The organism is Pseudomonas sp. MWU347 (assembly GCF_017947305.1).
Lineage (GTDB): Bacteria > Pseudomonadota > Gammaproteobacteria > Pseudomonadales > Pseudomonadaceae > Aquipseudomonas > Aquipseudomonas putida_A.
Map to the genome: position 1 here is coordinate 474419 of NZ_JAFGZB010000002.1, position 13178 is coordinate 487596.

Here is a 13178-nt window from a genome sequence, read left to right on the forward strand (position 1 = left end):
ACCTCATGAATGTAATCACCACCGATCTGCCCGGTGTTCTGATCATCGAACCCAAGGTATTTGGTGACGAGCGCGGCTTCTTCTACGAGAGTTTCAACGCCAAGGCGTTCCAGGATGCGACGGGGCTCGACACCCGGTTCGTTCAAGACAACCATTCGCGCTCGCAGAAAGGCGTGCTGCGCGGCCTGCATTACCAGTTGCAAAATACCCAGGGCAAACTGGTTCGGGTGACCGCCGGCGAAGTGCTCGATGTAGCCGTGGACATCCGTCGCAGCTCGCCGCACTTCGGCAAGTGGGTTGCCGTGCGACTGTCGGCTGAAAACCACCGTCAACTGTGGGTTCCGGAAGGCTTTGCCCATGGTTTCGTGGTGCTGAGCGAATTCGCCGAATTCCTCTACAAGACCACCAACTACTACGATCCATCGTCCGAACGCAGCATTCGCTGGGACGATCCTGCTTTGGGCATCGACTGGCAACTGGACGAAGCGCCGAAGCTGTCGGCCAAGGATCAGGTCGGTGCCTTGCTCAAGGACGCTGACGTCTTCGCCTGAGCCTAGGCATAATGCGCCTGTTCACTCAGGCGCATCCGGCTCATGAAACCTACCCTTCCCCGCAGACCCCGCTGGCGCAGCCTCGCCCTGCTGGCGCTGTGTCTGGCGCCGCTGCTGTGGCCGCTGGAGCATCTGGCCGAGCGCTATTACCGCAGTGAACTGGCCGGACAAAACCGCCAGACCCTCGACCTCTACGTCGCCAACCTGCTGGGCACCCTGCACCGCTATGAAGTGTTGCCGCAGATCCTCGGCGACCTGCCGGCCCTGCGCGCCGTGCTCGGTGCACCGGACGACGGTGTCACCCAGGGCAACGCCAATCGCCTGCTGAAAAACATCGCCGCACAGACCGGCGCCGAGGTCATGTACCTGATGGACACCAGCGGCCAGACTCTCGCGGCGTCGAACTGGGACAAACACGACAGTTTCGTCGGACGCAATTTCGCTTTCCGTCCGTATTTCAGCGAAGCGATGGCCGGACGTCTGGGGCGTTTCTTCGGCCTCGGCACCACTTCGGCCAAACGCGGTTATTTCTTCGCCGCCGCAGTGCGCAACGGCGAAAAAATCATCGGCGTGCTGGTGATCAAAGTCGACCTCGATCACACCGAAAGCCTGTGGGGCAAAACCCCGGAACAACTGTTGGTGACCGACCACAACGGCGTGGTGATTCTCACCTCGCGCCCGGAATGGCGCTTTCGTTCAACCCGCATTTTGAGCGACACCGAGCGCTCGGCAATCACCGCCATCCTGCCTTATCCGACCCGCGAGCCACGTCCGCTGAACCTCAGCGACAGCGCCTGGCTGACCCAAACCGTCGATATCGCCGAAACCGGCTGGAGCGTCAGTATTCTTGCCCCGCGCACGCTGATCGATCGTCCGGTGCGCACCGTGGTCGCAATCGGCGGCGCCACGCTGTTGGTGGTGATGCTGTTGCTGGGGCTGATGATGCAGCGTCGCCGGCATTACCTGGAACGCATCGCCTTCGAAGCCAAGGCCCGGCGTGAACTGGAAGGTCGGGTGGCCGAGCGGACCAGCGATCTGGAAGGCCTCAACCGCCGACTCAAGCAGGAAGTGCTGGAGCGCGAACAGGCCCAGCAGGAACTGGTGCGCGCCCAGGACGATCTGGTCCAGGCCGGCAAACTCTCGGCGCTGGGTACGATGTCGGCGAGTATCAGCCACGAACTCAATCAGCCGCTGGCGGCGATCCGCAGCTATGCGGAAAACGCCGAAGTGCTGCTCGATCATCAACGCACCGACGACGCCCGTGGCAACCTCAAACTGATCAGCGAACTGACCGGGCGCATGGCCTCGATCATCGCTCACCTGCGTGCCTTCGCCCGCCGCGACCGCCATGCCCCGGAAAGCGTGGCTCTGCAACCGGCGCTGGACGATGCGCTGGCGTTGCTGGCCAAACGGCGCCGCAGTATGGAAGTCGAGCTGATCCGCGACCTGCCCGCCGCCACGCTGTGGGTCGAGGCCGGGGAAACCCGTTTGCGTCAGGTGCTCGGCAATCTGCTGGCCAACGCCCTCGATGCGCTGACCGAAAAAGGCCCGCCGCGCAAACTGTGGCTGAGTGCCGAATCCACGGCCGAGGGCGTCAATCTGTACATTCGCGACAACGGCCCGGGCTTTTGCATGGAAGCCCTCGGCCGCGCCAGCGAGCCCTTCTACACCACCAAGACCCGCACTCAGGGCCTTGGCCTGGGGCTGGCCATCTGTGAAACCCTGATGCGCGCCTTCGGCGGTGAACTGTCGTTCGCCAACCACAAGCAAGGCGGCGCCTTGATCACCCTGCGGCTGCGCGCCGGCGCGCCTGGGGTCAGCCTGCAACCGTCCGAGGATCGAAGTGCATGACCATCGACAATCGCATTCAGGTGGTGTTGATCGACGACGATCCGCACCTGCGTCAGGCCCTCGGCCAGACCCTGGACCTGGCCGGGCTGAAAATCCTTCCGCTGTCCGAAGCCAAAGGTCTGGCCGGGCAACTAGAGCGTGACTGGCCCGGCGTGGTGGTCAGTGACATCCGCATGCCGGGCATGGACGGCCTGGAGCTGTTGAGCGAATTGCACGCTCAGGATCCGGAGCTGCCGGTGCTGCTGATCACCGGCCACGGCGACGTGCCGTTGGCGGTGCAGGCGATGCGTGCCGGCGCCTATGACTTTCTGGAAAAACCGTTCGCCAGCGACGCGCTGCTCGACAGCGTGCGCCGCGCCCTGGCTCTGCGCCGGCTGGTGCTGGACAACCGCAGCCTGCGCCTGGCCCTGAGCGATCGCAACGAACTGAGCGCACGACTGGTCGGCCACTCGGCGCCGATGCTGCGCCTGCGCGAGCAGATCGGCGCGCTGGCGGCGACCAAGGCGGACGTGCTGATCCTCGGTGAAACCGGCGCGGGCAAAGAAGTCGTGGCCCGTGCGCTGCACGATTTGTCGAGCCGGCGCAACGGCCCGTTCGTGGCGATCAACGCCGGGGCACTGGCCGAATCGGTGGTCGAAAGCGAGCTGTTCGGGCATGAGCCGGGCGCGTTCACCGGCGCGCAGAAACGCCGGATCGGCAAGTTCGAATTCGCCAACGGCGGCACGCTGTTCCTCGATGAAATCGAAAGCATGAGCATGGACGTGCAAGTGAAACTGCTGCGCATGCTGCAAGAGCGCGTGGTCGAACGTCTGGGTGGCAATCAGTTGATCCCGCTGGACATCCGCGTCATCGCCGCGACCAAGGAAGACCTGCGTCAGGCTGCCGATCAAGGGCGTTTTCGCGCCGATTTGTATTACCGCCTGAACGTCGCACCGCTGCGTATTCCGCCACTGCGCGAACGCGGCGAAGATGCGCTGGTGCTGTTCCAGCATTACGCCGACGAAGCCAGCGCCCGACATGGCTTGCCACCGCATGAACTGCAGCCGGCGCAACGCGCCTTGCTGTTGCGCCACACCTGGCCGGGCAACGTGCGCGAACTGCAGAACGCTGCCGAGCGTTTCGCCCTCGGTCTGGAACTGGCGCTGGACAACAGTGGAAGCGAAAGCGGCGGCACCAGCGTGGAAGTCATCAGTGGTGGCCTGAGCGAGCAAGTGGAAAACTTCGAGAAGTCGTTGATTGCCGCCGAGCTGGCGCGCTCGCACAGTTCGGTGCGCAGCCTCGCCGAAGCCTTGGGTATTCCGCGCAAGACCCTGCACGACAAACTGCGCAAGCACGGCTTGAATTTCGCCGACAGTAACGCCCATGGAGACGAAGCCGAATGAGCCGCGACAGTCACTATCTGGAATCGGTGCTGCATCACGACATTCCCCTGACCCGCGAGATGGGCCTCAAGGTCCTCGCCTGGCACGAGCAGCAGTTGAGCCTGCACCTGCCGCTGGAGCCGAACGTCAATCACAAGAGCACCATGTTCGGCGGCAGTCTCTACTGCGGCGCGGTGCTGGCGGGCTGGGGCTGGCTGCATTTGCGCCTGAAGGAAGAAGGCATCGACGACGGGCACATCGTGATTCAGGAAGGCCAGATCAGTTATCCGCTGCCCGTGACCGATGATGCCACAGCGATTTGTCCGCCACCGGAAGCGGCGGTCTGGAAGAAGTTTCTGGCGATGTATCAGCGTTATGGGCGCGCACGGTTGACGCTCAATACGCGAATCGTCAACGCCGGCAGTGATGAGAATGCAGTGACGTTCAGCGGGCAATACGTTCTGCACCGCTGAACGTCAACAGCCCCTCACCCTAACCCTCTCCCGGAGGGAGAAGGGACTGACCGAGGCGTCTTGCGTCAGGCATCGACCTGAAAGATCGGCAGCGATTATGGATTCAGTAGAACTGGCTCAAGTCGGTGAACCTCACCAGCATCCCCCAATCGGCCCCCTCTCCCTCCGGGAGAGGGCTGGGGTGAGGGGAATCGAGAATCCACCCACTTACCCCCGAGCCAGTTCCAGCAATCTTGAACGCCACGCCGCCTTCGCCGGCAACGCCAGAAAGAACTCATTGAGCAGCGATTCCCGCGCCGGATAACAGAACGCTTCGCCCTGCAGATCCAACACTTCGCCGCCAGCACCTTCGAGCACGCCCTGCGCCGCCGCGGTGTCCCATTGCGACGTTGGCGCCAATCGCGGATAACAATCCGCCGCCCCTTCAGCCAACAGACAAAACTTCAACGAACTGCCGATGTTTGCCAGTTGCAACTCGCCCAAACTGGCGCTCAGACCGGCAAGCAGCCGCTCTTGCTCCGGACTCGAGTGCCGACGGCTCGCCACCACAGTGAACGCCTCACCGGGCGCGAGCACCTCACGCACCTGAATCGCCACCGGCGAACCACCTTTGTCCCCACGCCACGCGCCGAGACCGGCACCGCCGACATAGAAGCGGCCATTGGTCGGCATCGTCACCACGCCAAACACCACCCGCCCGTTTTCGATGAGGGCGATGTTCACGGTAAATTCTTCACTGCCGCTGATGAACTCCTTGGTGCCATCCAGCGGATCCACCAGCCACCAGCGCTGCCACCCGGCACGCACGCTCTGCGCAATGTTGGCGTCTTCCTCGGACAGAATCGGAATACTGGAGTCCAGCGCGGTCAGCCCGGCGACGATGACATGGTGCGCGGCCATGTCCGCTGCGGTCACCGGTGAATCATCGGACTTGGCGGTGACCTCCACGCCAGAGCGCCAGAACGGCAGAATCGCCTCGCCAGCCTGCAACGCCAGCTCAACCACCGGCGCCATCAACGGATGGGAAAACTTCATCGACATCTCACTCATGACTGAAAGAACCCGCGCTGCGTCAGCAGATCACGCGCCAGATACAGCGCCGCCAGGGCACGGCCTTCGGTAAACTGCGGGTTTTGCGCCAGCGCCGCCAGTTCACGCAGGTTGACCTTGTCGACGCGCATCGGCTCCGGCTCGTCGCCCTCCAGACGCTCCTCGTACAAATCGGTGGCCAACACCACCTGGATCTTCTGGCTCATGTAACCGGGCGACAGCGACAACTCGGTCAGATGTTCCAGCTGGCGCGCGCCGAAACCGGCCTCCTCCTTGAGTTCGCGCTCGGCCGCTGCCAGCACATCTTCACCCGGCTCGATCAAGCCTTTGGGCAGGGACAGTTCGTACTCGTCAGTGCCGCCGCAGTATTCCTCGACCAGCACCGCGTGTTCGCTGTCGAGCATCGCCACAATCATCACCGCGCCATAACCCGCGCCTTTGCCGACCAGACGCTCGTAAGTGCGTTCCACGCCATTGGAAAAACGCAGCTTCAGTTCTTCGACGCAAAACAGACGACTGGTGGCGACAATCTCGCGGGCGAGTACAGTGGGTTTCTGGCGCATGCAAAGCTCCTTGGCGTGAACGCGCTACTATAACGCGGCTTTCCCGATTGTTTGTGTCGGATATCTTTCTACCGCTCGAGACGTTGCCATGCCTTCTTTACCGTGGTCTGACATCGATACCGTCCTGCTGGACATGGACGGTACGTTGCTGGATCTGCACTTCGACAACCATTTCTGGCTGGAACACCTGCCGCAACGCTACGCCGAACTGCACGGGGTGAGCCGGGCCATGGCCGACATGGAGTTGCAGCCGCTGTTCGAGCGCCATGCCGGGCAACTGCAGTGGTACTGCCTGGATTTCTGGAGTGCCGAACTGAAGCTCTCGGTGCGTGAACTCAAACTGGAAACCGCGCACCTGATCGCGCTGCGCCCGGATGCAGACACCTTTCTGCAGGCGATCAAAAAAGCCGGCAAACGGGTGATCATGATCACCAACGCCCACCGCGATTCCCTCTCACTGAAACTGGAACGGATCGAACTGGCGCCGTACTTCGAGCGGCTGATCAGCTCCCACGATTACGGTTATCCCAAGGAGAACCCGCAGTTCTGGGATGCCTTGCAGGCGGATATCGATTTTGATCCGGCACGCAGTCTTTTCATCGACGATACGTTGCCGATTCTGCGTAGTGCGCGGGAATTTGGCGTGACGCATTTGTTGGCGGTGAAAGAGCCGGACAGTCGCAAGGGGCCGAAGGACACCGCCGAGTTTGCGGCGGTTGAAGACTACCGCGATTTGATTCGGGGACTCTAGCAACATCACTGTGGCGAGGGAGCTTGCTCCCGATGGGCCGTGAAGCTGTCCCAAATGTTCACGACTGCTGCGCAGCCGAACGGGAGCAAGCTCCCTCGCCACAGCGTGGTTATTACTTCGGAATACGAAGCTTCTGGCCCGGATAGATCTTGTTCACATCCTTGAGCATCGGTTTGTTGGCGTCGAAGATTTTCTGGTACTGGTTGGCATTGCCATAAACCCGCAGAGAGATCGCACTGAGCGTGTCACCTGCCTTCACCTCGACAAATTCCGCAGCCACCACTACTGGCCCTGTCACCGTAATCTGGTCGTCAACACTGCCAATCCCGGCAATGTTGCCCAAAGTCAGAAGAATTTTTTCTTTCTCCTCCTGACTCGCGACTTCACCCTTAACCGTGACTTTGTCGCCGTCCACAGTCGCCTGAACATTTGGGTTGCCCAGACCGACCTTGTCGATATGTTCCTTCAACTGCTCGCTGGCATTGGCATTACCCGGGGTCAGCAGGTCGATCAGCTTTTCACCGGCTTCTTTCACAAAGCTCAACAGACTCATAGCGCACACTCCTTGATTGGGATTCCAGACGTCCAAGCCTAGACCACACCAGACCAACCCGGTTCCGGGCCGACCAATGACCCGGCAGCCGCTTGATCGACGCCATCTATCAATAGATCGACAGTACCGATTAGACGCGACAAGTTGCCGCGCCTAGTCTTAGCGTTGATCAATCCGTCGGTGATGCCATGAACGCCAAGCGCCCAACTTGCGCGGCGCCTGCACTCGAAACGCCCGCGCCCGCCGCCAGCCAGACCTACAGCTACAGCGATCTGCCCCTCGTGGAATCGGCCAGCACCGCGCTCGCCGAGGAAGTCGCGTTGGCGATCGCCTACAACGGCATCAGTCAGGCGGTGATGCTGGTGACGCCGACGGATCTGGAAGATTTCATCGTCGGTTTCAGCCTTGGCAGCGGCATCATCGAAGACGCCAGCGACATTTATGACCTGCAACTGACCGGCGCGGGCTCGGCGCAATACGCGCAGGTGACCATCGCCAACCGCGCGTTCTGGAACCTCAAGCAACAGCGCCGACAACTGGCCGGCACCAGCGGTTGCGGGCTGTGCGGCGTCGAGGCGGTGGAACAGGCCTTGCCTGACCTCAAGGTGTTGCCCGGCGCACCGTTGCCGCCCGCTGCCTGGCTCGACGGTCTGCGCCAGCGCATCGGCGCGTTCCAGCCGCTCGGTCAGCACTGCGGCGCGGTCCACGCGGCGGTGTTCATGAACGCCAGCGGTGAACTGTTGCTGGGCCGTGAAGACATCGGCCGGCACAACGCCCTCGACAAACTGATCGGCGGGCTGATCCGCCAGAAGATTTCCACAGAAGGCGGTCTGGCGATTGTCACCAGCCGTTGCAGTCTCGAATTGATCCAGAAAGTTTTACGCGCCGGCATCCAGACTCTGGTCAGCCTGTCCGCGCCCACGGGCCTTGCCGTGCAATGGGCCCGTCGCCACAACCTCAATCTCATCCACCTGCCGCAGAAGAATGCGCCGCGGGTCTACAGCCCAGCGATGGAGAATCAAGCGTGAGCCAACATCATCAAGCCGACCAGAAACCTGTCCCGCGCTACAAACCTTACAAAGGTGCAGCCGGCGGCTGGGGTGCGCTGATCAGCGTGGCCCAAGCCTGGTTGACCAGCGACAACGCGTTGAAAAACCTGCGCATGATGCTCAAGACCAACCAGAACGGCGGCTTCGACTGCCCGGGCTGCGCCTGGGGCGATTCGCCGGAGAGCGGCATGGTCAAGTTCTGCGAGAACGGCGCCAAAGCGGTGAACTGGGAAGCGACGAAACGCCGGGTGGACGGCAAGTTCTTCGCCAAACACAGCGTCACTTCGTTGCTGGAGCAGAGCGACTACTGGCTTGAATACCAGGGCCGCCTGACCGAGCCGATGGTCTACGACGCCGAGACCGACCGCTACAAACCCATCGCCTGGGACGATGCCTTTGCAATGATCGGCAAACACCTGCAAGCGCTGTCGAGTCCGGATCAAGCCGAGTTCTACACCTCGGGCCGTGCCAGCAACGAAGCGGCGTACCTGTATCAGCTGTTCGTGCGCGCCTACGGCACCAACAACTTCCCCGACTGCTCAAACATGTGCCACGAGGCCAGCGGTGTGGCGTTGGCGCAGAGCGTTGGCGTCGGCAAAGGCACCGTGACTTTCGACGACTTCGAACACGCCGACGCGATTTTCGTCTGGGGCCAGAACCCCGGCACCAACCATCCGCGGATGCTCGAACCCCTGCGTGAAGCGGTGAAGCGCGGCGCGCAAGTAGTGTGCATCAACCCGCTGAAAGAACGTGGCCTGGAACGTTTCCAGCACCCGCAGCACCCGATCGAAATGCTCACCAACGGCGACAAGCCGACCAACACCGCGTACTTCCGTCCGGCACTGGGCGGCGACATGGCGGTGCTGCGCGGCATGGCCAAGTTCCTCTTGCAGTGGGAGCGCGATGCGCAGAAGGCCGGCACGCCGGCAGTGTTCGATCATGACTTCCTCAATGCGCACAGCGCCAACGTGCTGGAGTATCTCGGCGTGGTCGATGACACGCCGTGGGAGCAGATCGTCGCGCAGTCCGGCCTGACTCTGGTGGAGATCGAGCAAGCGGCGCGCATGTACGCCAAAGGCAAGAACGTCATCATGTGCTGGGCGATGGGTATCACTCAGCATCGCCATTCGGTGCCGACCATCCAGGAAATCGCCAACCTGATGTTGCTGCGCGGCAACGTCGGCAAGCCGGGCGCCGGCCTGTGTCCGGTGCGCGGTCACAGTAACGTGCAGGGCGACCGCACCATGGGCATCAACGAGCGTCCGCCGGTGGCGTTCCTCGACTCTCTCGAGCGGCGCTTCCAGTTCAAGGTACCGCGTGACAACGGGCACAACGTGGTCGAGGCGATCCACGCCATGGCCGAGGGCCGCGCCAAGGTCTTCATCGGTCTGGGCGGCAACTTTGCCCAGGCCACGCCGGACAGCCCGCGCACCTTCGCGGCGCTGAGCAATTGCGACCTGACCGTGCAGATCAGCACCAAGCTCAACCGCAGCCACCTGGCCCACGGTAAAGACGCACTGATCCTGCCGTGCCTGGGTCGAACCGACATCGATATCCAGGCCGAAGGCCCGCAAGCGGTCACCGTGGAGGACTCGTTCAGTATGGTCCATGCCTCAAATGGCCAGCTGCAGCCGCTGTCGAACCAGATGCGCTCGGAACCGGCGATCATCGCCGGCATCGCCGCCGCCACGCTGGGCAGCAAACCGGTGGACTGGAACTGGCTGGTGGCCGATTACCGGCGCATCCGCGACCTGATCGCCGATACCATTCCGGGCTTCAAGGACTTCAACGAAAAGGTCAAGAACCCGGGCGGTTTCTACCTCGGCAACAGTGCCGGTGCACGCAAGTGGAACACCCCGTCGGGCCGGGCCAATTTCCGCGCAAACATGCTGCCCAAGGATCTGGTGCACGAGCGTACCCGCGCCACCGGGCAACTGCCGGATCTGATCCTGCAATCGATGCGCTCCCACGATCAGTACAACACCACGATCTATGGCCTCGACGACCGTTACCGTGGGGTCAAGGGCCAGCGCGATGTGTTGTTCGCCAACGAGGCCGACATCATTCGTCTGGGCTTCCGCCCGGGACAGAAGGCCGACATCGTGTCGATCTGGGACGATGGCCGTGAGCGTCGGGTGAAGGGCTTTACCTTGCTGGCGTTTGATATTCCGGCGGGGCAGGCCGCGGCTTATTACCCGGAAGTGAATCCGCTGGTGCCGCTGGAAAGCACCGGGGATGGCAGCCATACGCCGACATCGAAGTTCATTGCGATCCGGCTGGAGGCAGCAAGCGAGACTGGGTTGATCATGGCCAAATCTGCGTAAAGCGTTGCCTGGACTGACCCCTTCGCGAGCAAGCCCGCTCCCACATTGGAATGCATTTCAAATGTGGGAGCGGGCTTGCTCGCGAAAGCGGTGGCACATTCAACAAAAATCTTTGTACCCTGCACCCTTCCAACGCCCACAAAAAAGGCCGCTTTTTCTCAAAAGCGGCCTGTCCGAAGTAGCTAAAGACCGGCGAAAATCGCTTAAGTTCCGCATACAAAACAGCAACTTGCATAATTGTATACAAGTCGTGTTATTCGTCGGATTTCGATTGTCAGCCTTGTTACACAGCCTCAGGATCGGCGCCGTCATCCCTTTGAGGCTCCTCTATGAAGTTCTCCTCGATTCTCTTGTTGTCCCTTGGCCTGGTCAGTGGCTTCGCTTCTGCCGGAGGCACCACCGAAGCAGGTGTGGGCGGCGCATTGGGCGGGGTTCTTGGCTCGGTCGTCGGTCAGTCTTTAGGCGGCAGCACAGGTTCAACCATTGGCGCAGCCCTGGGCGGCGCGGGTGGTAGCGCGGTCGGCGCCAACAAACACAGCCGTGGCGAAGCGGCCATTGGCGGTGCGTTGGGCGCAGCTGGCGGTAACGTGGTCGGCCGCAGCATGGGCGGCACCACCGGCAGCCTGATCGGTGCCGCAGCAGGTGGCGGAGCCGGTGGCGCGCTGGGCAACTACATGGGTAACCAGAGCAATGACGAGGGTCGTCATTACGATCGCGGCCGTGACGACCGTCGCTACTATCGCGACCGTCACCCTGGCCGTGGCCACGCTTATGGCCACCGCAAGCATCACCGCTACTATCGCGACTAATCCGTTGCGTTAAGCGCGAAAGCAAAAATCGCAGCCCAAGGGCTGCGATTTTTTTTGCTCTGGTTCAAACCACCAGACGCTCCAGCGCGTCACGCAATCTGCCTGGAATCGGCACCGGCTGATTGCTCGTCCGGTCCACGAATACATGGACAAAACGCCCCGCCGCACACGCCTCGCTTTCACCGACCTTGAACACCGCCAGTTCATATTGCACCGAACTGTTACCCAGCTTGCCGACCCGCAGACCGATCTCGATCAGATCCGGGAAAGCGATCGAGGCGAAATAATCGCAAGATGAACTCACGACAAAACCCACTACCTCGCCGTCGTGGATATCCAGGCCACCGACCTGAATCAGGTAAGTGTTCACGGCAGTATCGAAAAAGCTGTAGTAGGTGACGTTGTTGATGTGGCCATAAGCATCGTTGTCGTGCCAGCGGGTGGTGATCGGCTGGAAATGCGGGTAATCGGCGCGTTGCGCCATGGTGCTGGACATCGGTATCGACTCCTTGAGTTATCTGTCCAGTCTAAAGGTAAAAACCTTTGCCTCGCGCCGCCAGCTCGCCAATCAGTGGCGCCGGCCGCCATTGATCGCCCTGTCGCGTCTCCAGCGCCAGCAAGCGCTTGTGAATGTCCGCCAGCCCCTGATCGTCCGCCCAGGCCATCGGGCCGCCTCTGTCCGCCGGGAAGCCGTAGCCATTTAGGTACACCTGATCGATGTCATGCGCCGATTCGGCAATGCCTTCCTGCAGAATTTTCGCGCCCTCGTTGACCAGCGCCAGAAGGCAGCGTTCGAGGATTTCCTCGGACCCAATCTCCCGGCGCTGAAAGCCGAGGCCTTCGCTGACGCTCAATATCAGCGCATCGACCTCGGGATCATGCTCTGCCTGACGACTGCCCGGCTCGTAGTGGTAGTAACCGTTGCCGGACTTCTGCCCGAAACGCCCCAGTTCGCATAAACGGTTGTCGACCTGAACCTCTGGCGCATCCTGCCCCTTGCCGGCCAATTCGCGCGCGCGCCATTCCAGATCGATGCCCACGACGTCATACATGCGGAACGGTCCCATGGCGAAACCGAAGCCCTGCAAAACCGTATCGACCTGCTGTGGATAAGCGCCCTCGAGCAGCATCTTGCGCGCCTCCAGCACATACGGATGCAACATCCGGTTGCCGATAAAACCGTGGCAATTGCCCGACACCACACTGACCTTGCCCATGCGCTTGCCCAGAGTCAGTGCGGCTTCCAATACCGCCGGTGAAGTCTGCGCCCCGCGAACGATTTCCAGCAGTTTCATGATGTGCGCGGGGCTGAAGAAATGCAGACCGAGCACTTGCGATGGACGTTTTGTCGCAGCGGCAATCGCATCAATATCCAGTGCCGATGTGTTGCTCGCCAACAACGCCGCAGGCTTGAGCACGCTGTCCAGTTCACGAAAGATCTTCTGCTTGAGCTCAATATTTTCGTACACCGCTTCAATCACCAGATCGACATTACGGATCGCCGCATAATCCGCCGCCGCGCTGATCCGGGCAAGACGTGCATCCGCTTCGACCTGATCGATCCGGCCCTGGCGCACGTTGTGTGCATAAGTCTGCGCCACGGTGCCCAGCGCCTGTTCGAGCATCTGTGGATTGTTATCGACCCACTGCACGGCGATGCCGGCATTGGCCAGGCACATGACAATACCGCGGCCCATGGTGCCCGCGCCGATCACGGCAGCTTGCTGAATATCGATGGATGTCTGGCTCATGTTGTTCTCTTGTTGGCGATCCGAAGACAGCCTTCACCATAGTCAGGCACCGGGCGTTTTTGAAGTTTATTACCGTGATGAGCGACATTCAG

General features: G+C 61.4%; 13 protein-coding genes. 8 read left to right on the top strand and 5 right to left on the bottom strand.

Annotation, left to right across the window (positions count from 1 at the left end):
- Positions 1–5 precede the first annotated feature (5 nt).
- Genes rfbC through KCG87_RS05710 form a run of 4 tightly spaced genes read left to right on the top strand, consistent with a single transcriptional unit; the run spans position 6 to position 4236 of the window.
- The gene (gene rfbC / locus KCG87_RS05695) at positions 6–551 is read left to right on the top strand and encodes a dTDP-4-dehydrorhamnose 3,5-epimerase (protein ID WP_027611228.1); all 546 of its coding nucleotides are present in this window, start codon (positions 6–8) and stop codon (positions 549–551) included.
- 42 nt (positions 552–593) lie between these two features.
- A complete protein-coding gene (locus tag KCG87_RS05700; RefSeq protein WP_027611227.1) occupies positions 594–2402 on the top strand; it encodes an ATP-binding protein in 1809 nt (602 codons plus the stop codon).
- A complete protein-coding gene (locus KCG87_RS05705) occupies positions 2399–3784 on the top strand; it encodes a sigma-54 dependent transcriptional regulator (RefSeq protein WP_103368290.1) in 1386 nt (461 codons plus the stop codon). The genes KCG87_RS05700 and KCG87_RS05705 overlap by 4 nt, the downstream gene beginning before the upstream one ends.
- A complete protein-coding gene (locus tag KCG87_RS05710) occupies positions 3781–4236 on the top strand; it encodes a YiiD C-terminal domain-containing protein (protein WP_210556830.1) in 456 nt (151 codons plus the stop codon). The genes KCG87_RS05705 and KCG87_RS05710 overlap by 4 nt, the downstream gene beginning before the upstream one ends.
- A gap of 207 nt (positions 4237–4443) precedes the next feature.
- On the opposite strand, the gene cysQ is transcribed toward KCG87_RS05710, so the two are convergent.
- The gene (gene cysQ, locus KCG87_RS05715; protein ID WP_210556958.1) at positions 4444–5277 is read right to left on the bottom strand and encodes a 3'(2'),5'-bisphosphate nucleotidase CysQ; all 834 of its coding nucleotides are present in this window, start codon (positions 5275–5277) and stop codon (positions 4444–4446) included.
- Between the two features lie 5 nt (positions 5278–5282).
- Positions 5283–5849: an ADP compounds hydrolase NudE gene (gene nudE / locus KCG87_RS05720; protein ID WP_047600934.1), complete on the bottom strand. Its 567-nt coding sequence runs from the start codon at positions 5847–5849 to the stop codon at positions 5283–5285.
- Between the two features lie 88 nt (positions 5850–5937).
- Between nudE and yrfG the strand changes: the two genes are divergently transcribed.
- Positions 5938–6600: a GMP/IMP nucleotidase gene (gene yrfG / locus KCG87_RS05725; RefSeq protein ID WP_135294752.1), complete on the top strand. Its 663-nt coding sequence runs from the start codon at positions 5938–5940 to the stop codon at positions 6598–6600.
- A gap of 112 nt (positions 6601–6712) precedes the next feature.
- Here yrfG and lysM read toward each other — a convergent pair whose 3' ends face one another.
- Complete coding sequence (gene lysM, locus KCG87_RS05730; RefSeq protein WP_098966705.1) at positions 6713–7153, bottom strand: peptidoglycan-binding protein LysM; 441 nt, start codon at positions 7151–7153, stop codon at positions 6713–6715.
- 188 nt (positions 7154–7341) lie between these two features.
- Between lysM and fdhD the strand changes: the two genes are divergently transcribed.
- From fdhD to KCG87_RS05745, 3 genes are all read left to right on the top strand, one after another.
- Positions 7342–8181 carry a formate dehydrogenase accessory sulfurtransferase FdhD gene (gene fdhD, locus KCG87_RS05735; protein WP_047600939.1) on the top strand — a complete coding sequence of 280 codons (840 nt, stop codon included), beginning with the start codon at positions 7342–7344 and terminating at the stop codon, positions 8179–8181.
- Positions 8178–10526: an FdhF/YdeP family oxidoreductase gene (locus tag KCG87_RS05740; protein WP_210556834.1), complete on the top strand. Its 2349-nt coding sequence runs from the start codon at positions 8178–8180 to the stop codon at positions 10524–10526. Before fdhD ends, KCG87_RS05740 begins: the two co-directional genes overlap by 4 nt.
- 329 nt (positions 10527–10855) lie before the next feature.
- Positions 10856–11335, top strand: coding sequence for a glycine zipper domain-containing protein (locus tag KCG87_RS05745; protein ID WP_027611218.1), 480 nt, complete (start codon positions 10856–10858; stop codon positions 11333–11335).
- 64 nt (positions 11336–11399) lie between these two features.
- On the opposite strand, the gene KCG87_RS05750 is transcribed toward KCG87_RS05745, so the two are convergent.
- Positions 11400–11831, bottom strand: coding sequence for a thioesterase family protein (locus KCG87_RS05750; protein WP_097086913.1), 432 nt, complete (start codon positions 11829–11831; stop codon positions 11400–11402).
- 31 nt (positions 11832–11862) lie between these two features.
- Positions 11863–13086: a 3-hydroxyacyl-CoA dehydrogenase gene (locus KCG87_RS05755; protein ID WP_210556836.1), complete on the bottom strand. Its 1224-nt coding sequence runs from the start codon at positions 13084–13086 to the stop codon at positions 11863–11865.
- Positions 13087–13178 lie beyond the last annotated feature (92 nt).

Coding starts and splice junctions, on each gene's coding strand:
- rfbC (WP_027611228.1), top strand. CDS start 6: ATGAATGTAATCACCACCGATCTGCCCGGTGTTCTGATCATCGAACCC.
- KCG87_RS05700 (WP_027611227.1), top strand. CDS start 594: ATGAAACCTACCCTTCCCCGCAGACCCCGCTGGCGCAGCCTCGCCCTG.
- KCG87_RS05705 (WP_103368290.1), top strand. CDS start 2,399: ATGACCATCGACAATCGCATTCAGGTGGTGTTGATCGACGACGATCCG.
- KCG87_RS05710 (WP_210556830.1), top strand. CDS start 3,781: ATGAGCCGCGACAGTCACTATCTGGAATCGGTGCTGCATCACGACATT.
- cysQ (WP_210556958.1), bottom strand. CDS start 5,277: ATGTCGATGAAGTTTTCCCATCCGTTGATGGCGCCGGTGGTTGAGCTG.
- nudE (WP_047600934.1), bottom strand. CDS start 5,849: ATGCGCCAGAAACCCACTGTACTCGCCCGCGAGATTGTCGCCACCAGT.
- yrfG (WP_135294752.1), top strand. CDS start 5,938: ATGCCTTCTTTACCGTGGTCTGACATCGATACCGTCCTGCTGGACATG.
- lysM (WP_098966705.1), bottom strand. CDS start 7,153: ATGAGTCTGTTGAGCTTTGTGAAAGAAGCCGGTGAAAAGCTGATCGAC.
- fdhD (WP_047600939.1), top strand. CDS start 7,342: ATGAACGCCAAGCGCCCAACTTGCGCGGCGCCTGCACTCGAAACGCCC.
- KCG87_RS05745 (WP_027611218.1), top strand. CDS start 10,856: ATGAAGTTCTCCTCGATTCTCTTGTTGTCCCTTGGCCTGGTCAGTGGC.
- KCG87_RS05750 (WP_097086913.1), bottom strand. CDS start 11,831: ATGTCCAGCACCATGGCGCAACGCGCCGATTACCCGCATTTCCAGCCG.
- KCG87_RS05755 (WP_210556836.1), bottom strand. CDS start 13,086: ATGAGCCAGACATCCATCGATATTCAGCAAGCTGCCGTGATCGGCGCG.